This window comes from Haloflavibacter putidus, from assembly GCF_006546625.1.
In the GTDB taxonomy this organism is placed as follows: Bacteria; Bacteroidota; Bacteroidia; order Flavobacteriales; family Flavobacteriaceae; genus Mesonia; species Mesonia putida.
This window is the reverse complement of record NZ_VIAR01000003.1, coordinates 248669-269694: the sequence shown is the minus strand read 5'-3', so window position 1 is coordinate 269694 and position 21026 is coordinate 248669. Positions and strand designations below refer to the sequence as shown.

At 36.3% G+C, this 21026-nt stretch carries 19 protein-coding genes; 10 read left to right on the top strand and 9 right to left on the bottom strand.

Annotated elements, in window-relative coordinates; translation table 11 throughout:
• The first annotated feature begins 8 nt into the window (after positions 1-8).
• Complete coding sequence (locus FKR84_RS04790; RefSeq protein ID WP_141421122.1) at positions 9-686, top strand: sterol desaturase family protein; 678 nt, start codon at positions 9-11, stop codon at positions 684-686.
• Positions 687-699: 13 nt separating this feature from the next.
• Here FKR84_RS04790 and FKR84_RS04785 read toward each other — a convergent pair whose 3' ends face one another.
• The 5 genes from FKR84_RS04785 to FKR84_RS04765 all read right to left on the bottom strand — a co-directional run bounded on the left by FKR84_RS04785 (position 700) and on the right by FKR84_RS04765 (position 8286).
• Entirely contained in the window at positions 700-1725 is a 1026-nt protein-coding gene (locus FKR84_RS04785; RefSeq protein ID WP_141421120.1) for an App1 family protein, read from the bottom strand.
• 73 nt (positions 1726-1798) lie between these two features.
• Positions 1799-4045, bottom strand: coding sequence for a sodium-translocating pyrophosphatase (locus FKR84_RS04780; RefSeq protein ID WP_141421118.1), 2247 nt, complete (start codon positions 4043-4045; stop codon positions 1799-1801).
• A 109-nt stretch (positions 4046-4154) separates the two neighbouring features.
• Positions 4155-4664: an inorganic diphosphatase gene (locus tag FKR84_RS04775; RefSeq protein WP_141421116.1), complete on the bottom strand. Its 510-nt coding sequence runs from the start codon at positions 4662-4664 to the stop codon at positions 4155-4157.
• An 86-nt stretch (positions 4665-4750) separates the two neighbouring features.
• Entirely contained in the window at positions 4751-7246 is a 2496-nt protein-coding gene (locus tag FKR84_RS04770; RefSeq protein ID WP_141421114.1) for a DUF5686 and carboxypeptidase-like regulatory domain-containing protein, read from the bottom strand.
• A gap of 59 nt (positions 7247-7305) precedes the next feature.
• Entirely contained in the window at positions 7306-8286 is a 981-nt protein-coding gene (locus tag FKR84_RS04765; protein ID WP_141421112.1) for a pyruvate dehydrogenase complex E1 component subunit beta, read from the bottom strand.
• A gap of 178 nt (positions 8287-8464) precedes the next feature.
• On the opposite strand from FKR84_RS04765, the gene FKR84_RS04760 reads away from it, so the two are divergent.
• From FKR84_RS04760 to FKR84_RS04745, 4 genes are all read left to right on the top strand, one after another.
• Positions 8465-9211: an electron transfer flavoprotein subunit beta/FixA family protein gene (locus FKR84_RS04760; RefSeq protein ID WP_141421110.1), complete on the top strand. Its 747-nt coding sequence runs from the start codon at positions 8465-8467 to the stop codon at positions 9209-9211.
• Between the two features lie 39 nt (positions 9212-9250).
• Positions 9251-10219, top strand: a complete 969-nt coding sequence (locus FKR84_RS04755) for an electron transfer flavoprotein subunit alpha/FixB family protein (RefSeq protein ID WP_141421108.1) — start codon at positions 9251-9253, stop codon at positions 10217-10219.
• A gap of 97 nt (positions 10220-10316) precedes the next feature.
• Positions 10317-10946 (top strand): bifunctional nuclease family protein, encoded by a 630-nt coding sequence (locus FKR84_RS04750; protein ID WP_141421106.1) that lies wholly within the window; start codon positions 10317-10319, stop codon positions 10944-10946.
• 49 nt (positions 10947-10995) lie between these two features.
• The gene (locus FKR84_RS04745; RefSeq protein WP_141421212.1) at positions 10996-12690 is read left to right on the top strand and encodes a NupC/NupG family nucleoside CNT transporter; all 1695 of its coding nucleotides are present in this window, start codon (positions 10996-10998) and stop codon (positions 12688-12690) included.
• Positions 12691-12880: 190 nt separating this feature from the next.
• On the opposite strand, the gene FKR84_RS04740 is transcribed toward FKR84_RS04745, so the two are convergent.
• The 3 genes from FKR84_RS04740 to FKR84_RS04730 form a co-directional block, all read right to left on the bottom strand.
• Positions 12881-13399 carry a YceI family protein gene (locus FKR84_RS04740; RefSeq protein WP_141421104.1) on the bottom strand — a complete coding sequence of 173 codons (519 nt, stop codon included), beginning with the start codon at positions 13397-13399 and terminating at the stop codon, positions 12881-12883.
• A gap of 76 nt (positions 13400-13475) precedes the next feature.
• Positions 13476-14753, bottom strand: a complete 1278-nt coding sequence (locus tag FKR84_RS04735; protein ID WP_141421102.1) for a porin family protein — start codon at positions 14751-14753, stop codon at positions 13476-13478.
• Between the two features lie 12 nt (positions 14754-14765).
• Positions 14766-15317 (bottom strand): YceI family protein, encoded by a 552-nt coding sequence (locus FKR84_RS04730; RefSeq protein ID WP_141421100.1) that lies wholly within the window; start codon positions 15315-15317, stop codon positions 14766-14768.
• Positions 15318-15633: 316 nt separating this feature from the next.
• Here FKR84_RS04730 and FKR84_RS04725 point away from each other — a divergent pair, with 316 nt between their 5' ends.
• From FKR84_RS04725 to FKR84_RS04705, 5 genes are all read left to right on the top strand, one after another.
• On the top strand, positions 15634-16458 hold the full coding sequence (locus tag FKR84_RS04725; RefSeq protein WP_141421098.1) for a thymidylate synthase: 825 nt from the start codon (positions 15634-15636) through the stop codon (positions 16456-16458).
• 12 nt (positions 16459-16470) lie between these two features.
• On the top strand, positions 16471-16875 hold the full coding sequence (locus tag FKR84_RS04720) for an energy transducer TonB (RefSeq protein WP_141421096.1): 405 nt from the start codon (positions 16471-16473) through the stop codon (positions 16873-16875).
• A 260-nt stretch (positions 16876-17135) separates the two neighbouring features.
• Positions 17136-18305 carry an ergothioneine biosynthesis protein EgtB gene (gene egtB, locus FKR84_RS04715; RefSeq protein ID WP_141421094.1) on the top strand — a complete coding sequence of 390 codons (1170 nt, stop codon included), beginning with the start codon at positions 17136-17138 and terminating at the stop codon, positions 18303-18305.
• A 13-nt stretch (positions 18306-18318) separates the two neighbouring features.
• Positions 18319-19287, top strand: a complete 969-nt coding sequence (gene egtD / locus FKR84_RS04710) for an L-histidine N(alpha)-methyltransferase (RefSeq protein WP_141421093.1) — start codon at positions 18319-18321, stop codon at positions 19285-19287.
• Positions 19288-19371: 84 nt separating this feature from the next.
• Positions 19372-19899 carry a hypothetical protein gene (locus tag FKR84_RS04705; RefSeq protein ID WP_141421091.1) on the top strand — a complete coding sequence of 176 codons (528 nt, stop codon included), beginning with the start codon at positions 19372-19374 and terminating at the stop codon, positions 19897-19899.
• 36 nt (positions 19900-19935) lie between these two features.
• On the opposite strand, the gene FKR84_RS04700 is transcribed toward FKR84_RS04705, so the two are convergent.
• Positions 19936-21009 carry an aminotransferase class V-fold PLP-dependent enzyme gene (locus tag FKR84_RS04700; protein WP_141421089.1) on the bottom strand — a complete coding sequence of 358 codons (1074 nt, stop codon included), beginning with the start codon at positions 21007-21009 and terminating at the stop codon, positions 19936-19938.
• Positions 21010-21026: the final 17 nt, after the last annotated feature.

Sequence of the window (21026 nt, the reverse complement as noted above, 5' to 3'; positions counted from 1 at the left end):
ACAATTTTATGGAATCAACAAAATTAAAAAGACCCAAGCATAAAGGTTCGCCAAAATTATTTAAGAACCCAATTCTAGAAAAATTAACGCATACGCATATATCTATGCCGTTAATTATTTTCGGACTCATCTCTATTGCCTTAATTTATTACGGTATTATAGAAAAAGGTTTTGAAGCGCCAATAATGGTTTTACTCTTTATAGCAGGATTATTCTTCTTTACATTTGTAGAATATATTATGCACCGTTATTTGTATCATATTCCGGCTACCAGCGAGCGTAAAAAGAAATTGAGTTATACAATGCACGGCGTGCATCACGACTACCCAAAAGACAAATCTAGACTTGCAATGCCACCAGTTTTAAGCCTGGTTGTTGCCACGATTTTATTTATTATTTACCGCGCGGTTTTGGGTGATTATGTTTTTGGCTTTCTGGCAGGATTTTTAATAGGCTATGCCGCTTATTTGGGTGTACACTATTCGGTACATGCTTTTAGAGTGCCCAATAATTTTTTAAAAGTTTTATGGCACCATCACAGTATTCATCATTATCGTGAACCAGATAGAGCGTTTGGCGTCTCTTCCCCTTTATGGGATCAGATCTTTAGAACAATGCCACGTAAAAACCCACGAGCAAAACGGAAGCAAAAAACAAATGTCTATATAGACCCGGAAGCAAATTAATTATAAGCAAAATTTAGGCTTGCGTATTTACCAAGCCTATTTTTTTTGCTTCTTTTATTGCCTGTGTAGAAGAATCTACTAAAAAAACAGGTGTAACCTCAAAAGCATCAACAATACTTTTTACCATTTGCATCTTTTTTTTATGATCTACACTTCGTAAAAATATTGCTTTGATTTGTTGCGGGTATTGTCGCGCAATATCAATATAAATAGTAGCGTCATGCTCGCCACTATCGCCAATGAGTACAAATTTTAAATCTGGATAGGTTTTTAAGATATTTATAATCTCTTTTTGTTTATGCGGTTTTTCCTTTTTAAATAAACGCATGATTACGTTGGGAAAATACCGTAATAAAATTGCCCCTTTCGGGAATTGATGAATAGAAAGAAAAGTATCTAAATATTGATACATATTCCACGGGGTATTACTCAAATAAAAAAACGGATTATCGTGGCCCGATTCATTTTGATGCAATTTTCTATAAAACTCCGGCGCTCCTTTAAGCGGAATGCGTTTATGAACATTGGTAAATAACGAATTTTTTATGAGTTGCCATTTAAAGAAAGAAGTTACTCCGGTTTGCAAAATGGTATCGTCTATATCGCTAATTACTCCAAATTCACTTTTGGTAGAAGGCACAAGCAGCTTACCTGTTTTTTTAGCTCTAAAATCTTTATAGCTGGCAGTTACAGAAAAAGAAAACCAATCTTTTTCCGTAAACATTTCCTCCGGAAGTTTCTTTATTCCTACCGAAAATACAAAGTAGCCTTCTGCGTTGGTTTTGGTAGTTTCTTCTAATAAATTTGGAATGCTAAACCTTATCGTGCAATTCTCTACCTCATAGGTATTAAATTGTTTGAAAGTGGTTTTTATGGTTGTTAAAAAACCTTCTTCTTCCTTTATAACCAAGGGCTTATTATCTAAAACCCTGCCTTTTACATATAAATAATCTTCTCTAGCATAGGTTTTATATAAAATCAGATTAATAGATTCTACCTTTTTAAATAATCGAACAAACTTGCCTGTTTTTTTAAACATTTATATCGCCTTGTGTCTTTTAGCAAGCTAATTAAAGTTTTAAGCTGCGCAAAATAAATCTCTAATTATCAGTTTACGGAAGGTTTACTACTGCCTTTTCCTGTGTTTCTGTTTTGTTTTGTAATTGCTCTTGTGGTGGTATTTTATTTCCCAAATCTTCTTCCTTTTCCGGAATATGGCCCAAAATTGGCGCCATTACCAAACCTACCAAACACGTGAGTTTTATTAAAATATTCATAGACGGTCCGGAAGTATCTTTAAAAGGATCGCCAACCGTATCGCCAGTTACTGCAGCTTTATGTGCTTCGCTACCTTTATACGTCATTTTACCGTCGATTTCTACGCCGGCTTCAAAAGATTTTTTAGCATTATCCCAAGCTCCACCAGCATTGTTTTGAAAAATAGCCCACATAACGCCAGACACACAAACGCCTGCCATATAACCACCAAGCGGTTCTGCGCCAAATATAATTCCTACAATAATTGGCGTAATTATTGTAATTAATCCCGGTAAGATCATTTCTTTTAAAGCGGCTTTGGTAGAAATCTCGACACATCTTGCATATTGCGGTACTGCGGTACCTTCTAAAATACCAGGAATTTCTTTAAACTGTCTTCGCACTTCTTTTACCATTTGCATAGCAGCTTTCCCTACAGATTCCATCGCTAAAGCGGAAAAGATAACCGGAATCATTCCGCCTACAAATAAAGCAGCCAAAACATCTGCTTTAAAAATGTTTATACCATCTATTCCCGTAAAGGTTACATAAGCAGCAAATAAAGCCAAAGCGGTAAGCGCTGCAGAAGCTATTGCAAAACCTTTACCTACAGCTGCAGTAGTATTACCAACCGAATCTAAAATATCTGTACGTTCTCGCACCTCATCGGGCAACTCACTCATTTCTGCCACGCCTCCGGCATTATCTGCAATTGGACCAAAAGCATCTATTGCCAATTGCATAGCTGTAGTGGCCATCATAGCAGAAGCGGCTAAAGCTACTCCGTAAAACCCAGCTAAAGCATAAGAGCCATAAATTGCGGCCGCAAATAATAAAACAGAAGCAAAAGTAGATTTCATACCAACTGCCAAACCTGCAATAATATTGGTTGCTGCTCCTGTAGAGCTATTTTTTACAATATTTAAAACCGGTTTTTTACCTAAACTCGTGTAGTATGCGGTAACCATAGAAATTAAAGCTCCTACAGCCAAGCCAATTAAAGCTGCCCAAAATACGTTTGTAGAAGGTATTTGTTGCACACCCTCTCCAAAAAACACCATATTTATAGTGTTGGGTAACATCCAGTCTATTAAAAACCAAGTTGCTATAATAGTTAGTAAAATTGCTAACCAATTACCTCTATCTAAAGCTGCTTGTACTTGCGGTTCTTTAGCAGAATTGGAGTTTATTTTAACAATAAGCGTTCCTATAATGGAAGCTAAAACCCCAACTCCCGCAATAACTAGCGGTAATAAAACAGGCCCCATATTATTGAAAGCATCTTGAAAACTTGCTACACTCGCCATATCGCGAATAAGGTAATTACCCAAAACCATTGCCGCCAAAACCGTAGCAACATAACTCCCGAATAAATCTGCACCCATTCCGGCTACATCGCCTACATTATCACCTACGTTATCTGCAATTGTTGCCGGATTTCGTGGATCGTCTTCCGGTATACCGGCTTCAACTTTACCAACTAAATCTGCCCCCACATCTGCGGCTTTGGTGTAAATACCGCCGCCTACTCTAGCAAAAAGAGCAATAGATTCTGCTCCTAAAGAAAAACCGGCCAAGGTTTCTAAAACCTTTGTCATTTCTAAATAGAAATTATCCGGCTCTATTATAAACTGTCCTACAAAAAACAAGAATAGTAAACTTAGTCCCAATACTGCCAAACCGGCTACTCCCAATCCCATTACTGTTCCGCCGTTAAACGAGACTTTTAAAGCTTGCGGTAAACTAGTTTTAGCTGCTTCTGCAGTACGAGCGTTTGCTTCTGTTGCTATGCGCATTCCTATATTCCCCGCAAGGGCAGAGAAAAAGGCGCCTATTATGAAAGAGGGAACTATCATCCAACTGGTAGAGTCTACCAAAGTAGAAACATAAAATAATGCGACAGAGGCTATGATAACGAAAACCAGTAGCAAACGGTATTCTGCGTGTAAAAAAGCAAGTGCGCCTTCTTTTATACTTTTGGAAATACCAAGCATTTTTTGATCGCCTCCTGGTTGTTTTTTTACCCAAGCTGCTTTAACCAGCATAAACACTATTCCCAAAAGAGCTAGACCAATGGGAAGATAGATAATATTAGATTCCATACAAATAGATTTAAAGTTTTGTTAAATCTACTGTATAAAAATTTAATATTAAAAAAAAGCAACACTTTTTACAAAATGTTGCTTTTATACTAAATATTTATAATAAAGATTAATCTATACTTACTTCCTCTTTAGGAACGTCACTATTTTTATATCGTTCGGTGCATTGTCTAACAATTTCCTTTGCCTCAGAAGCATCGCCCCAACCGTCAACATCTACTTTTTTCTCTTCCAAATCTTTATATACTCTAAAGAAATGTTCTATTTCTTTTATAAGATGTGAATTAAGTTCTGAAAGGTCTTTTACTTTATTAGAGATAGGGTCGCTTACGGGAACACATATAATTTTTTCGTCCGGACCTTTTTCATCTGCCATATGGAAAACCCCAATTGGCGCTACTTCCATCACACAGCCTGGAAAAGTTGGCTCTGTTACCAAAACTAATACATCTAAAGGATCTTCATCTAAGGCCAAGGTTTCTGGAATAAAACCATAATCTGCCGGATACATCATAGAAGAAAAGATCATCCTATCGTAGCGAATCTTTTTTAATTTAAAGTCATATTCGTACTTGTTTCTGCTACCTTTTGGAATTTCTATTAATACATCAAATTTCATCGCTCAAAATTACTGTGGTTACTATTTTCTTTAAAAAAAATTCAAGATTGCAAATTTACGAAATATTACCCGTTAATACCTCATTTTTAGAAATAAAATCCGAAGGAGCCGGTAACCCCGAAATCTCTGGCATCTGGCGTGTCTTTATAGTTTCCACGGAAGTGAAAATCCAATCTAAAAACATTAAAGATATTACCTACTCCAACACTCCACGACCAATATGGTTTTTGATCTGGTGCAAATAAGACCGGGTTAGAAGTAGAAGCATTTAATTGTCTATTTTCTTTAGATATATCTCCGGCTACAGCGCGCGCTGCTACAATTTCGCGTAAATTTAGGTCGCGCAACCACGGCACGCGCCCAAAAATACGGCCGTTAAAGTTGTGTTCTAAATGCAAACTGGCGTAAGTATCTGTAACAAACTCATAATAATCTACTAACGGGAAAGACCCGAAAATAGAGAATAATGTTTGGTTACCTGGAACTACGTTTAAAAGACCCAAAGGTACTTCGCCAAAGGTTTTACCAATTTCGAAAGTAGAAGTTAATCTACCCAAACCGCCAACATTGTAGGGTTGACGATAGTAGAATTGAAGTTTTTCGTACTCGAAATCGCTGCTAAAAATATCTTTTACCCCTACCGAATAATTTAAAAACAATTGCGCATAATCATCGTCGTTTACAATAATGCGTTCTACACCGTAACCGGTGGTTTTACGACCCGGAGTATAACGTATCATAGTAGAAATTTCTGCTTGCTCTGTAAGTTCGCTTGTTTGGGTGCGTGCTTGGTTGGTATAATAGGCCAAACTAAACTCTTTAGACGCCGGCTCTAAAGTTCGGTAAGAACCTCCTACTCTTACGCGAAGGTTTAAAAAAGGTTCCATTTCTACGGCAAAGGTAGAAAGGTTAATATTTGTAAGACTTTCATTAGCGCCAACGGTTATTAGAGAGGAGGAAGCCAAGCTTCTTCCCAAAACATCGCTGGTATTGGTAAGGCTTGCACCCAATTGCTCTACATCGCGACGGTTACCACCGCTTATAATCAAACGGCTTCGTCTGTCTAGAAGCCATTTTCCCGAAATACCGTACTTAAATTTGTTGTCTTTAAAACCGTAAGCGGTATATCCTTCTAAGCGCCATTGGTCGTTTCTAGAGAAATAGGTTCTTCCACCGGCACGCACGCGAACACCTTCTACATCGTTAAACCCGAAGGTAGAAAAAATGGGACCAAAATCGAAATTACCAATTTCTACATAACCGGATGCTAAAATAGAACCTACGTTGTACAATCTTTTAAAAGCAGGAACGGTACGCAAAGTGTCCAACATTTTATATACTTGGCGTTCGTCTTTGTTTAATTCTTCGGTACGGTTATTTTTCCAAAATTCGTCCCCTCTGTTGTAAACTTGTTCTTGGTATGGATCTGCAGTTCTTTTATAAAAAGCTTCGCCTTTTTCTTCATTAAAAACATAATCGCTATATAATGTTGTTCTTTTTCCGTAAACACCACGCGAATCTGGTTTTTTGTTTAAGGCAAAATCGGTCATAAAATGATCGCGGGTAATCAAGAAAATCGAGTCGTTAAGCACATCGTATTCTTGTTCTATATAAAGCTCTTTTACCCAGTTTATGTTTGCACTTTGGGTAAGTTCCATATTTATTTTTTTTATAGCCCAAGTAGTGTCGTTTACCCAAAAATCTCCTTTAAAAGTAAGTTCGTTTTTACGTCTTGGGTAATAGACGATTTTATAACTGTATTTATTGTCTATATAAGCAGTATCTGCTAAAACGTAGTTGTAGACATTTATACCGGTTTCTGACAGTGGACTTACAAAGCTTTTATCAAAAAACTTTAAGTAATTATCGTAAATATTATACTCTGCATATAAGTCTTTAACAAAAGCAATTAAGGCTTGGTTGTTGCTGAAACCAGAGTTTTTATTACCCAACAATATTTCTTTTTCTTTGTCTAATTTATTATCGCCATAAACGCGGTAAACGGCTTCGTTTAAAAAGATTGGAAGATAAGTTTTCCCGGTAACGGCATTGGTATCTGTTTGCTCAAAAATAAACTCCATACCATTAAAAACCTTGCTGTTAATCAAAGCACTGTCTATGGTATTTAGATCAAATTCTTGTTTTTCGTACTTTTTATATTGGTATTGCTTGAATTTTTCTACGCCGTTATCTCTTTTATTAGCCCATATTTTCCGTAAAATATCTATAGCGGGATTATTTTTTTTAGAGGTTTTCCCTTGGTATATTACCACCTCATCTAAGGCATCTGCTGCTTCTTGCAGCGTTATTACCATATCGTAATTTACTTTTTGTTCTAACTCTATGGTCTTGGTTTCAAACCCCATAAAAGAAACAGTAATGGCATTATAGGTTTTTTCTGATTGATAATAGAAACTACCATCGTCGTTGGTTATGGTACCTTCTGAAGAATTTGCAAATAATACATTAGCAAAAGGCACCGGCTCTCCGCTTTCATCTTGCACAATACCGCCAACTTTTGTTTGACTGTAAGCGGTAAAGACAATAAAAAAAAAGAAAATGCCTGCGAAGTAGTTTTTCATAGATTTGAAATAAAAAAGCTTCACCCGATTGAATGAAGCCTCAAATATAATGGTATACTTTATTTATAAAGCACCTTTTTAACAGCTTTAACAACATCTTCACTATTAGGCAACCATTCTTTTAATAACACTGGAGAATACGGTGCAGGCGCATCGGCGGTATTTAGTTTTATGATTGGCGCATCTAAATAGTCAAAAACTTGTTCTTGTACTTGGTAGGTAATTTCTGTAGCTACATTGCCAAAAGGCCAGGCTTCTTCTAAAATTACCAACCTATTGGTCTTTTTTACCGACTCCATAATGGTTTCGTGATCCATTGGTCGCACGGTACGTAAATCTATAATTTCGCAAGAAATATTTTCTTCTTCAGCTAATTTATCTGCGGCTTTATAAGCTTCTTTTATAATTTTACCAAAAGATACGATGGTAACATCGTCGCCTTCGCGTTTTATATCTGCTTTGCCTAAAGGAATAATATAATCTTCTTCTGGCACTTCGCCTTTATCGCCATACATTTGTTCACTTTCCATAAAGATAACCGGATCGTCATCTCTAATAGCAGATTTCAACAAACCTTTTGCATCGTAAGGATTAGAAGGAACCACTACTTTTAAACCGGGACAATTGGCATACCAATTCTCGAAAGCCTGCGAGTGCGTAGCACCTAATTGTCCTGCAGAAGCCGTAGGACCTCTAAACACAATAGGACAATTAAATTGACCTCCGGACATTTGTCTTATTTTCGCGGCATTATTTACAATTTGATCTATAGCTACCAAAGAGAAGTTAAACGTCATAAACTCAATAATTGGTCGGTTACCGGTCATGGTAGAACCCACTCCTATACCGCTAAAACCGGCTTCAGAAATTGGGGTATCTATAACCCGGTCCGGGCCAAACTCGTCCAACATTCCTTTAGAAGCTTTATAAGCTCCGTTGTATTCGGCAACTTCCTCACCCATCAAATAGATAGATTCGTCATTACGCATCTCTTCGCTCATGGCTTCGGCTACAGCCTCTCTAAATTGAATACTTCTCATGATATTATCCAGGTATTTTTATCTAATAACGGCTACAAAAGTAGGAATAAACCTATCCAAAAACCACATGTTTTTTAATAAAAATTTATTATGCAAGCATAGTAATTTTTATATAATTTCTGTATATTCGCAATCACTTATTTTTAAGTAAATTTATCATAATAAAAAGACATAAAAAATGAAAATATTAGTGTGTATAAGTCACGTACCAGACACTACTTCCAAAATCAATTTTACAGATGGAGACACTAAATTTGATACCAATGGAGTACAATATGTTATAAACCCAAACGACGAGTTTGGTTTAACCCGCGCTATGTGGTTTAAAGAGAAGCAAGGCGCTTCTGTAGATGTGGTAAATGTAGGCGAAGCAGAAACAGAGCCAACTTTACGCAAAGCATTGGCAATTGGCGCAGATAACGCTATACGCGTAAACACCGCAGCAAAAGACGGTTTTCAAGTAGCCAAAGAATTGGCCAAAGTGGCGCAAGACGGTAACTACGATTTAATTATTGCCGGAAGAGAATCTATAGATTATAATGGCGGGATGGTTCCCGGAATGTTAGCCAAATTAATAGATGCCAATTTTGTAAACACTTGCGTTGGCTTAGAAGTAGAAGGTGAGAAGGCCACTGCAATTCGCGAGATAGATGGCGGAAAAGAAACATTGAGTTCTGATTTTCCATTAGTAATTGGCGGCCAAAAAGGTTTGGTAGAAGAAAGCGACCTTAAAATACCCAATATGCGTGGTATTATGATGGCGCGTAAAAAACCGCTGAAAGTGGTAGATCCGGTTGGTGCAGATGCAAAAACCAGCGCTACCAAATTTGAAAAACCAGCCCCAAAAGGCGAGGTAAAATTAGTTTCTGAAGACAACTTAGACGAGTTAATCGATTTGTTGCATAACGAAGCAAAAGCAATTTAAACCTCCTTTTTTAATTTAATCTCAAAAAAGAAAGAAAACATGTCAGTTTTAGTATATACCGAATCAGAAAACGGAAAGTTTAAGAAAGCAGCTTTTGAAGCCGCTTCTTACGCCAAAGGAATAGCAGATAAAATGGATACCAACGTTACCGCCGTGAGCGTAAATGCCGAAGACACTTCGGATTTAGGGAAATATGGCGTTAGCAAAGTATTAAAAGTTAATAACGATAAGCTGCAAAAATTTAATGCAGATGCTTACGCGGATGTAATTGCACAGGCGGCAAAAAACGAAGATGCCAAAGTGGTTGTAATCGGGCAAACCGCAAACGATAGGTATTTGGCACCCATTTTGGCTGTAAACCTGGAAGCAGGTTATGCACCAAATGCAGTAGCCTTACCAGAAAGCACTTCGCCATTTCAGGTAAAAAGAAATGCTTTTACCAATAAAGCTTTTAACATTACCGAAATTTCTACCGATGTAAAAATAGTAGGATTAGCAAAAAATGCCTACGGCTTAAAAGAAAACGCAACAGATGCGCAAGAAGAAAGCTTTGAACCAAACTTAAGCGAAGAAGATTTTTCTATCAACATCGAGTCTGTAGACAAAGCAACCGATAAAATTACCATTGCAGATGCAGAGATTGTAGTTTCCGGAGGTCGCGGCCTTAAAGGTCCAGAAAATTGGGAAATGATAGAAAACCTGGCAGAAGTTCTTGGTGCCGCAACCGCTTGCTCTAAACCAGTGAGCGATATGGGTTGGAGACCACACAGCGAACACGTGGGACAAACGGGAAAACCGGTAGCTGCAAACTTATATATTGCCGTGGGAATTTCTGGAGCTATCCAGCATTTGGCAGGTATAAACGCTTCTAAAACCAAAGTTGTTATAAATAACGACCCGGAAGCACCGTTCTTTAAAGCAGCAGATTACGGCGTAGTTGGCGATGCTTTTGAAGTAGTGCCAAAGCTTACCGAAAAATTAAAAGAATTTAAGGCTAATAACGCATAATTTTTATAAATTGTGCCCCTGTAAAAAAGGGCAGTCTAGATAAGCTCTTTATTTAGACTGCCTTTTTTATTGTAGAATATTTTGATTACTTTGTAGTATGAGTTTAGTGCGATTGACTATAAAAGGTATTTCTTACAGCCAGACCCAAAATGGGGCCTATGCCCTTTTATTGAGCGAGGTAGATGGAGAAAAACAATTACCTATTGTTATTGGTGCTTTTGAAGCCCAATCTATTGCAATTGCTTTAGAAAAAGATATTAAACCCCCACGACCGCTTACCCATGATTTATTTAAAAGCATGGCCGGACGTTTTGCCATAAATGTAAAACAAGTCATCATACATAAATTAGTAGACGGGGTGTTCTATTCCAGTTTGATTTGCGAACGAGACAAGATAGAAGAGATTATAGACGCTCGCACCAGCGATGCTATTGCTTTGGCTTTGCGTTTTGATGCGCCAATATTTACCTATCAAAACATTTTAGACAAAGCCGGGGTTTATTTAAAAACCTCTCCTTCAGAAAAAGAAGAAGAAGCCGCAAAACAAACCGAAGTAATCATAGAAGACGCTTTAAAAGAAGAAGGCCCATCTAAAAAAGAAGAAGAAGATGACGGATTAAAGAGAAAATCTTTGTCAGAATTAAATAAACTTTTAGAAGAAGCCGTAAAAAAAGAAAACTATGAAAGAGCGGCAAAAATAAGAGACGAAATTTCTAAACGCAAATAATTGCTAATGCGATATTTGCAAACTATTTACTAAAATTCATCCTGTGAGAATACGTTATCTTCTAAGCTTATTAATAATAGCTTTTTACACCTTAAACGCTTCTGCCCAAAGTCTGGAAAAAGACTGGCAAACAGAAACCAAAAAAGATACCTTAACCACTCTTTTTTCGTCACCAAAAACCCTTTCTTTTCAAGAAGGCGCGTTTGAATATAAATTAAATTCCGGCAAAGTTCATAGCTCTGGAGAATATGTCTTAAAAGATAAACAGTTGGTGTTTTTTTACCAACAACCCAAAGACAGTATTGCACGTTTTGAAATTTCTGCTTTAACAGATTCTACGCTTACTTTACAAAATGCACAGCAAACCATTAAGTATAATGAGCAAAATACTAGTAACGCTTCCGCGGAAGGTATTGCAGGTGGCAAAAAGTTTGTAAAAAGCCAGGGGTTTACTTTTACCAGTTTTTGGCGTGGCGCAATTGGTATGATAAGTCTGTTGCTTATAGCTTTCTTGTTAAGCAGCAATCGTAAAGCTATAAACTGGCGCACAGTTGGTTTAGGTTTAGCCGGACAATTGCTTTTGGCATACGGAATTTTACAAGTAGAATGGGTACAAATTGGCTTTGAATTTGTAGGTCAGATTTTTGTAAAAATATTAGATTTTACCGCCGCAGGAAGTGAGTTTCTTTTAGGCGATTTGATGAATGTAGACAGCTACGGTTTTATTTTCTTGTTTCAAGTACTACCAACCGTTATTTTCTTTTCTGCTTTAACTTCTATTTTATTTTATCTTGGTGTTATTCAAATAGTCGTAAAAGGCCTGGCGCTTCTTTTATCGCGTGTTTTAGGTGTTTCTGGAGCAGAAGGTTTAAGTGTTGCCGGTAATATTTTCTTAGGTCAAACCGAAGCACCGTTAATGATTAAAGCCTATTTAGAAAAAATGACCAAATCTGAAATTCTTTTGGTTATGGTTGGCGGAATGGCAACTGTGGCCGGCGGGGTTTTGGCAGCATATATTGGCTTTTTGGGTGGCGACGATCCGGTAGCGCGATTAGAATTTGCCAAGCACTTGTTGGCAGCTTCTGTAATGGCAGCACCCGGCGCGATTATTATTTCTAAATTATTGTATCCGCAGCAAGAAGAAGTAGATAGAAGCGTAGAAGTTTCGCAAGAAAAAATTGGCGATAATATTTTAGATGCCATTGCAAACGGTACGACAGAAGGTTTAAAATTAGCAGCAAATGTTGGCGCAATGCTTTTGGTATTTGTAGCTTTAATTGCGATGCTAAATTACGGTTTTGGTAAAATAGGTGCGTGGACAAACCTTAACAGCGTTTTAGCTGAGAACACGCCTTACCAAAGTTTTTCTATAGAATCTACTTTGGGAATAATTTTCTCGCCTTTAATGTGGCTTATTGGTATTGCCAAAGAAGACATTATGCTTATGGGGCAATTGTTGGGAATAAAATTAGCGGCAAGTGAGTTTGTAGGCTACATTCAATTAGCCGAATTAAAAGACGCCACAGCAGGCTTAAGCCTTACCTATGAAAAATCTATTATTATGGCAACCTATATGTTGTGTGGTTTTGCCAACTTTGCCTCTATTGGTATTCAAATTGGTGGAATTGGCTCTTTGGCGCCCGGACAGCGTAAAACCTTATCCAGGTTTGGAATAAAATCTGTTATTGGTGGTACTTTAGCTTCCTTACTTTCGGCTACTATTGCGGGAATGATTATTGGGTAGTTGCTGTTTTATTTTCCTGTCAACAAGGTCTAAGCTTTTCAATTAAAACAAGATTGATGTTTTTACAAGATTGCCTTTTGCGTTAGGGATTGAGTGTTTGTTGAAGCTCTCCCGATGCGATAGCAATCGGGAAGCGACTCACGAAAGCCCGACCCCAACTTTTAATTGGGGTAACGCCCAAAAAATTAACTTAGCGTAGAAAATTAGCGGGTATCTTAAACTCGATTAACACTTTTTCACGCACTTTTACCAAGCCCAAAGCTTTGGTTGGTGGTTCTATATTATAGTTTTCTATAGAAATTATTTGACTGCCCGTATAAAATTCTTTTTTCTCTTCTGTGTGCTTGGTTAACGCTACGCGATAGGTTTGCTCAATTTCTTTTATTTTAATAGTTAACGCTGTTTGTCGTAAATGGGCGTTGTTTTTTTGGGTATCTATAAATAACTCTATTTCGGGAAATTTTTTCGCTTGAAAGAGCTTTTGTAAGTCGCGCTCCATTAATTTTTTGGGACAATCAAAATCTGTCACCGGAATTACTATCTTATTATAGGTTTTAAATTTGCTTAAATGCAAATCATTTAAACCGGTACATTCGCAACTAAATTGGTTTACATTGGTTTTTACGTTAACCACAACTTCTGCTTGTGCTTGCGCTTTTTGCAGTGCAAAACCCAATAAAAGAAACAGTATTAAAAGTTTTGGTCTCATAAGATGAAGTATATTAAAAATAAAAGCAGTACAAGTTTTATGCCTGTACTGCTTTTAGAATTTAAAACTAATTCAATTAAAAAGAGATTGCAGCTTCAAGCATTACGCCATTAAACTTACCTTCGTTTTTTACACTTAGCTCTGGGAAATCGTCATATTCTTGGTTTACATATTCTGCTTTTACCATAATATTTTTGGTCATAAACCAACCTGCACCTAATTGGTAACGGCTTATGGTTACATCGTTACCGCTAATATCTTCTGCATCTACTACGTTATAACGGCCACCTACGTAAAAGTTCTCGTTGTTTCCAAAACGGTAAATCAAATCTCCGGCATATTGAGAAACACTTCTGTCTGCAACGCCGTCTGTAGCTTTACCACTACTATGTTCGTAAGTTCCAAAAAATTCTAATCCTTTATACTTTACAAACGGGTTAATCATAAAAGCCGTCATTTCATCCTGAAAATTTGGATTATACCTTGCAGATCTAAAGTTTCCTGTGTCTGATGCTCCTTCTTCTTCTAGCACTAAATAATATCTAGAGCCTGCGCGGTCTGCATTATAAAGATAAATACTGGCAGATTTTCCAGTGGTGTAAACAGAACCGGTTAAACGCAAACGCAAATCTTCGTTTATTTTTTTATCGTAACCTAATTTACCTAAGAAAGATGCGCCAGTTTCACCCGGGTTGCTAACAGATTGGTTTAGCTTACCATTGGTAGCACCAACCATTGCCAAAAAGCCGTTTTTTCTAAAGTAAACCTCTCCCCCAACTTCTGTTGTAAAAGCATCCATAATATAGTTTCCTACAAACGGATTGTAAATGGCTTGGGCATTATCTGTTCTTCTAAAGTGTGCATCACCATAGTTGTTTTCCATATGCCCTATTTTTACGGTCATATATTGCATTACATTATCTAAAAAGCCTTCTTCTATAAAGTCTAATTTATCAATCTGCAAATACCCACCTTTTACATAAGGTTCGTGGTGGTGTCTAGAAGATAAATAGGTTCTTAAGTGTAAACGAACCCCATCGTATAATGCTACGTCTACGTCTAAGTTGGCTGTTGCCAAGTTAAAGTTTTCACCAATTTCTACCAATGGCACGTTTCCGGAGTTTTCGTGGTCTAGAAGTTGATATTGTAGGGCAAAAGCTCCGCCCATTCTTACGTGCACACCATCAAAAGTGCTTGTGGTGTCTTTTGGCGACTCAAATGTATTAAGACCGCGTTGGTCTGGATACCTATAATTATCCAAATGCCTTTTATCTGTCTCATTTTCCTGTGCTTGCAAGGTATAGCTTCCTAAAGCCATAACCGCAATACTTAATAAATAAACAATATTTCTCATAACTTGATGTATTTAATTTTTAAGATTTATTTCATAATGTATAACCACTTCATTTCCTGTAGTAATAGTACCAAACATAGCTTTTGGCGGATCTATATTAAAGCTGGTGAGCTCAAAACCTACTTTACCTACTAAATGAATTTTATTATTTGTATAGTTTATTTTTACCGGAGCAGAAATACTTCTACTGTTACCGGCAATACTCATTTCTCCAATAAAAACTGCTTGATTACCATCTATTTTCACTTGATTCCCTTTAAAGGAAATTACCGGATAATCTTCTTCTTCTAAGGCATCGTACATTTTTTTGTCCATTCCGGACTTACCACTTTTTAAACTTTTAGCTTTTAGCTTAAAATGAAAATTATTAATACTTTTTATGTTACTGTTCTCTATAGTGGCCTCCACTTTTCCTGTAAAAGTTTCTGCAACACACTCCCAATCATGTAAAGTGGAAGTACCGGTTACACTCAATTTAGAATTGGCGGCATCTGCTATAAAAGTCTGGGCGTTTATTTGACTTATTCCTACAAGAAATAAGACTGTTATCAATAAATTTCTCATAAATACTCGTTTTTATATTACACAGCAAAAATACAAGTACAGGTTAGAAACACTTATGACATTTATCAGTCTGCGTTTTAGTTTTCACTGAACAATGATATTTATCAGTTCTAGGTTTTATAGTAGTTTACACTGATTTTTGTTTTTAATATTTCTTAGTATCTTGCGTTAGAAAATGCGTCTTTTAATACACCCTATACCAAATTGATATTGAAGCTTTTTTTAACTTTTTAACCGTGACAAAAATCACTAAAAACAAGGAGAAAAAGCGCGCCAGAAAATTAGTAGGATTGCCAAAGCACCCAAATAAAAAACCATGAAACAATACCAGGATTTATTACAACATATATTAGAAAACGGCAACCAAAAAGATGACCGCACCGGCACGGGAACAAAGAGTGTTTTTGGGTATCAAATGCGTTTTGATTTGGGTGAAGGTTTCCCGATGGTAACCACCAAAAAACTGCATTTAAAATCTATTATCTATGAATTGTTGTGGTTTTTAAAAGGCGATACCAATATAAAATATTTGCAAGAAAACGGCGTGCGCATCTGGAACGAATGGGCAAACGAAGCTGGCGATTTAGGACCAATTTACGGCAAACAATGGCGCAATTGGAACGGAGACGAAATAGACCAAATTACCGATATTATAAAAACCTTAAAAAATAATCCCAATAGTCGTAGAATGTTGGTCTCTGCCTGGAATCCTAGTGTGCTACCAGACACTTCTGTTTCTTTTGAAGAAAACGTAGCCAACGGAAAAGCAGCTTTACCGCCTTGTCACGCGTTCTTTCAATTTTACGTTGCCAATGGTAAATTATCCTGCCAGTTGTATCAACGTAGCGCAGATGTGTTTTTGGGCGTGCCATTTAACATAGCTTCCTATGCTTTACTTACGATGATGATGGCACAAGTTTGCGGCTATGAAGCGGGAGATTTTATACACACCTTTGGCGATGTGCATATTTACAACAATCATTTAGAACAAGTAAAATTGCAACTAAGTAGAAGTCCACGAGAATTGCCGCAGATGAAACTCAATCCGGAAGTAAAAGACATCTTTGGCTTTACTTTTGATGATTTTACCTTAGAAAACTATAATCCGCATCCTGCCATAAAAGGCAAGGTTGCAATTTAAAACCCCACGATTATGAAGAAGTTACTGTTTACTGTTTTATTTTTAAGTTTTACTGCAATTGGTTTTTCGCAAACCATAAAAGGCAATACGGTTACCAGCAAAGAACAAGCACCGATTTGGCCGGGTTGCGAAGACAGTAACAACGCGGCAAACTGTTTCAACAAAATGTTGGCAAAACATATTCAAGAAAACTATAAATTTCCAAAAGAATACACTAAAGAAGATAAAGGCATGCGCGTTATAGTAAGCTTTATCATTAATAAAGAAGGCAAGCCGGAAGTTACCGAAGTAACCGGCGGGAAAAAATATCTACAAGAAGAAGCCAAACGCAACATCATGCTTATTCCTGAAATGCAACCGGGTTCTTTAAACGGAAAACCCAAAGAGATAAAATATAAAGTTCCTTTCTCGTTTTAAAGAATTGATTTTCATACAACAGCTTTCTTTACGGAAAAGGATTGTTAAACCTAATATTTTCAAGAAGCAAGGAAGTTACTATCCTAAAATTCTTATTGCTTTTCATCTGCTTGTCAAAAAGCAGGTTAAATCCTGAAATATATACAATTCCATAAATTTTAGTTTTTTAATGCCTTTTCTTTGCATTAACAATCTTACAACATTTTGGTAATAATAAAATCGTAACTTTGAGAGGACGCACCATTTAAAGCGCTATGTTTATGATTACCACTACACCAACTTTAGAATTATTTACAAAAACCAGAAAAAAAACCGAGCAAATTTGCATGCCATTGGCTATTGAAGATTACGTAATACAACCGGTAGAATTTGTTTCGCCACCAAAATGGCATCTAGGACATACCACTTGGTTTTTTGAAGAATTTATTTTAAAAAACAATAAACCGGGATACAAACTTTACGACCCCGATTATGCCTACGTTTTTAATAGCTATTACGAAAGTGTAGGAGAAAAAGTTGTACGTACCAATCGTGGTAATTTGTCGCGACCTACCGTAGAAAATATTTACAAATACCGACATTACGTAACCAAAGAATTAAAAGATTTTTTAGAAAACAATTCTATTTCTGAAGAACTGGAAGGCGTGCTAAAAATTGGTATTCACCACGAGAAACAACACCAAGAATTATTACTTACAGATATTAAGTATATTTTAGGTAACAACCCTCTACTACCCGTTTACGAGAAAAACTTTACGGAAGCAAAAGAAGAAAAACACATTCAAAAATGGCATAGTATAGAAGAAGGTGTTTACGAAATTGGTTTTAAAAAAGATGAAAGCGCTTTTTGTTACGATAATGAAATGGGGCGACACAAAGTGTATGTTCAAGATTTTTTTATATCGAATAAACTCGTAACCAATCAAGAATATTTGGAGTTTATGGAAGCCGGAGGTTACGACCAAGTATTGCTATGGCATTCTGAAGCTTGGGAATGGCTAAAACAAACCCAAATAAATGCACCGGCATATTGGCACAAAATAGAAAATAAATGGCATCGTTACGCTTTGAGCGGAATAGAAGAGATAAACCCAAAAGCACCGGTTACCCATCTCTCTTATTATGAAGCTTTTGCTTTTGCCCAATGGAAAAACCTGCGTTTGCCAACCGAATTTGAATGGGAAATAGCCCAAGAAAAATTTGATTGGGGACAATTGTGGGAATGGACAGAAAGTACTTACCTGCCCTACCCCAATTATTGTAAAGCAGATGGCGCTTTGGGCGAATACAACGGTAAATTTATGGTAAACCAAAAAGTATTACGCGGTGGCTCTGTTGCTACGGCAGAAAAACATACCAGACCAACTTATCGCAACTTTTTTCATCCGGATTTACGTTGGCAGTTTAACGGTCTGCGCCTTGCCAAATAACCAATCAAAATTTATGAAAAGAAAACAACCTACCACCTTGCGCACGCAGTTTGAAACAGACGTTGAAAAAGGCCTTAGCGCATCGCCAAAATATTTATCTTCCAAATACATTTACGATAAAAAAGGCGATAAACTTTTTCAGCAGATAATGAATCTGCCGGAATATTATCTTACCAATTGTGAGTTTAATATTTTAGAGAAACATCAAGATCTTATTACGCAATATTTTAAAGCAGACACTGGTTTTGATTTTATAGAATTGGGCGCAGGAGACGGCAAGAAAACCAAAATTTTGCTACGTAATTTGGTACAACAAAAACTTAATTTTAAGTATCTGCCTATAGACATTAGTCAGCATATCTTAGATGATTTAGAATATTCTCTAAAAACCGAAATCCCAGATTTAGAAATAGAAACCTTACAAGGCACGTATTTCAAGGTTTTAGAAAATTTAAAAAGTTACGTTACCCGCAAAAAAGTAATTATTGTTTTGGGTTCTAATATTGGTAATTTAGAACACCAGCGCGCAGTAGAATTTTTAAAAAACATTCAGTTGGCTATGAACCCGCGAGACATGTTGTTTATGGGTTTTGATCAGAAAAAAGATCCGCAAACTATTTTAGACGCTTATAACGATCCGCAAGGTATTACTGCAGCCTTTAATAAAAATTTATTAGCTCGTATTAATACAGAATTGGGTGGCAATTTTGATTTAGATAATTTTAAGCATTGGGAGACTTACAATCCGCAAACCGGCACGGCCAAAAGTTTTTTGGTAAGTACCAAAGAACAACGTGTTTTTATTGAAGCTTTTTCTAAAGAATTTAATTTTAAACCCTGGGAGACAATACATTGCGAAATTTCGCAAAAATACGATAACGAGGTTGTAGAATGGTTGGCAGGAGAAGCCGGTTTAAAAATAAAAGAATTTTTTACCGATGATAATAAGTACTACCGCAATTATATTTTTGTGAAGAAGTAGTTGGTGGATTGGTTAATTAGGAATTAGTGTATTTGTTATTTAGTAAATTTTCTACTGAAGCTTATGCCTTGCTAACTATAAAATTTGAAAAAAAACAAAGTTATCTACCAAAGTAAAAATAGACTTTTTAGTCCGTTTGGCCTTCTTTTAATTACGCTAATTGGCGCTTATTTTGTTTATATATCAGAGTCGTTGAGCATTAAAATATTTATGGCTGCAATTTTTGTTACATCAATTATTGCAGCCATTGTAAAAAATTATTTTGCGACTTCTATTTTAGTTAAAGAAGAAGAAATCATTTTGACAAAGCACAGCTTTTGGCAAAGAGAAAAAACAGAAAAACTTTCGTTCGATGCCATTAAAAATTTAAAATGGAATCACGGCAAGCATCGACAGACTCGTGCAATTTATTTAAAAACTGACGAAAAAAAATCTATAAAAATTTTAATTTCTGAAAACCCGTTTGAGTTTGGGCACGTTCTCAAATTCTTTTACAACAAAGGAATTCCCATCGATTTGGTTCATTCTGATCACGAATTAGAATTGTATATAAAAGACAAAATAAAAACTTTCCCAATGACAAATGAACCAGAAATAGAACAGAAAAAGTAAAGTTGAGCCAAATTTAAACTTATTGCAGTATAGTTTTTAAGTTATGATTTCCAGTAATTTATTTAAGTCCTCTACCGTATTATAATGATGAAAACTCACCCTAATGCCTTCGCCGCGTTGCGAACAGATAATATTTTTTGCCATTAACTTTTTAAACAAGGCGTCGTCTCCTTTTAGATTAAAAATAGTAGAATGTTGCTTACGGTTTACTACACTTTTTTCCAACAAATTCAAATTAGATAAAGCAGTTTTTACTTTACCCGAAAGTTCTTCTAAATATAGCTGAATATTCTCTTGCCCGGTTTGCTTAATCAAATTAATTGCCGGTAATAGACTGCCAATATTGGTAGCGTCTAAATGGCCTGCTTCAAATTTACCAATAAAACAATCTGGTTGTTCTTTGTACTTTCCTAAATTAGAACCATAACCGAGCATTTTTGGTTTAAAAAAGTTTTCTACTTCCGGTTTAAACATAAAAAAACCTGCTCCCAAACCGGCATTTAACCATTTATACGCACTTACCCCCAAAACGTCTATTCCGGAGTTTTCAAAAGCAAATATTTCGGTGCCGCAATATTGTGTTCCGTCGGCTACCAAAATAGTATCGGGAAAATCCTTTTTTAATTCTTTTATAAATTCTTGCGATAGCTTTATTCCGTTAAGGTATTGCACAATACTAAAGACAAAAACTTTGGGTTGTTTTATTTTAAAAGCTTTGTAAATAGCCTCTTCTAAATTTTCTTGAATATGCACGTAATCAATTGTAAAATTTCGCGCTTCTACCGGCATATTTACAGAAGGATAATCTTCTTTTAAAAGCAAAAAGTTTGTGTTTTGCGGTGTTGCTTCTAAAAGCGTATTAAACCCAATTGAGAAATTGGGCACCAAAGTAACATATTGCGCCTTGCCGTTTAAAAATTCGGCTACAGCCTCACGTACTTCTGCATAAATTGTTTCGTGCTTTTGCATAAATTCGCTTCCCAAAGTCAATAAGTCTAAATTTTTATCTGCTTTAAAGTCAAAAACAGTTTCAGATAGTAAGCCAACGCCTGCAGTATTAAGGTAAGTTTGGGTTTTATGCGCCGGAAATTGCTTTCTTAAATTCTTCATAAGCATTCTCTCTTTTT